1 protein-coding gene is annotated in these 768 nt (G+C 59.2%); it reads left to right on the plus strand.

The features are described from left to right. Nucleotides 1-21: 21 nt before the first annotated feature. The gene (locus NCR38_RS29535) at nucleotides 22-507 is read left to right on the plus strand and encodes an Hcp family type VI secretion system effector (protein ID WP_250478055.1); all 486 of its coding nucleotides are present in this window, start codon (nucleotides 22-24) and stop codon (nucleotides 505-507) included. Nucleotides 508-768 lie beyond the last annotated feature (261 nt).

Here is a 768-nt window from a genome sequence, read left to right on the forward strand (position 1 = left end):
AGTACCAAAGAGGAGTAGTAAATGGCAATTCCCGCATACATGTGGCTCAAGGATGACGGCGGCGCCGACATCAAGGGTTCCGTCACCGTGCAAAGCCGCGAAGGCAGCGTCGAGATCGTCGCGTTCGACCACGGCGTGCACATCCCGACCGATGGCAACACCGGCAAGCTGACCGGCACGCGCGTGCACGCGCCGGTCACGCTGACCAAGGAAACCGACGCATCGACGCCGTACCTGTACAAGGCGGTGACGAGCGGCCAGACGCTGAAGTCCGTCGAAATCAAGTGGTACAAGATCGACGACGCGGGCAAGGAGAAGGAATACTTCAACACCAAGCTCGACAACGTCAAGGTCGTCGCCGTGCGTCCGAAGATGCTCGACATCAAGAATCCGGATTACGAGAAGCACAACCATCTGGAAGAAGTCGAACTGCGCTACGAACAGATCACCTGGTCGTACAAGGACGGCAACATCATCCACAAGGACACGTGGAACGAGCGCGCGTAAGCGCCTCATGACGACGTGAGTCGTCCAAGCCAGCCCGCCTCGCGGGCTGGCTTTTTCTTCTGCAAATTCGACAGCCCCGCACGCCCTCTTTCATTCCCTCGTCACCGGACTTCATATGACAATGCGCGACTCCACTCATCTGCTTCGCCGGCTCAATCCGCACTGCGCCCGCACGCTCGAAGCGGCCGCGAGCCTGTGCCAGACGCGCCTTTCCGATGAAATCACCGTCGAGCATTGGCTCTTGAAGCTGATCGAAGCGGA

The sequence above is a fragment of the Caballeronia sp. INML1 genome, assembly GCF_023631085.1.
Taxonomy (GTDB): domain Bacteria; phylum Pseudomonadota; class Gammaproteobacteria; order Burkholderiales; family Burkholderiaceae; genus Caballeronia; species Caballeronia turbans.

What these genes read in the sequence shown, in the direction of transcription:
- NCR38_RS29535 (WP_250478055.1), top strand. Translation starts at nt 22, where the DNA reads ATGGCAATTCCCGCATACATGTGGCTCAAGGATGACGGCGGCGCCGAC.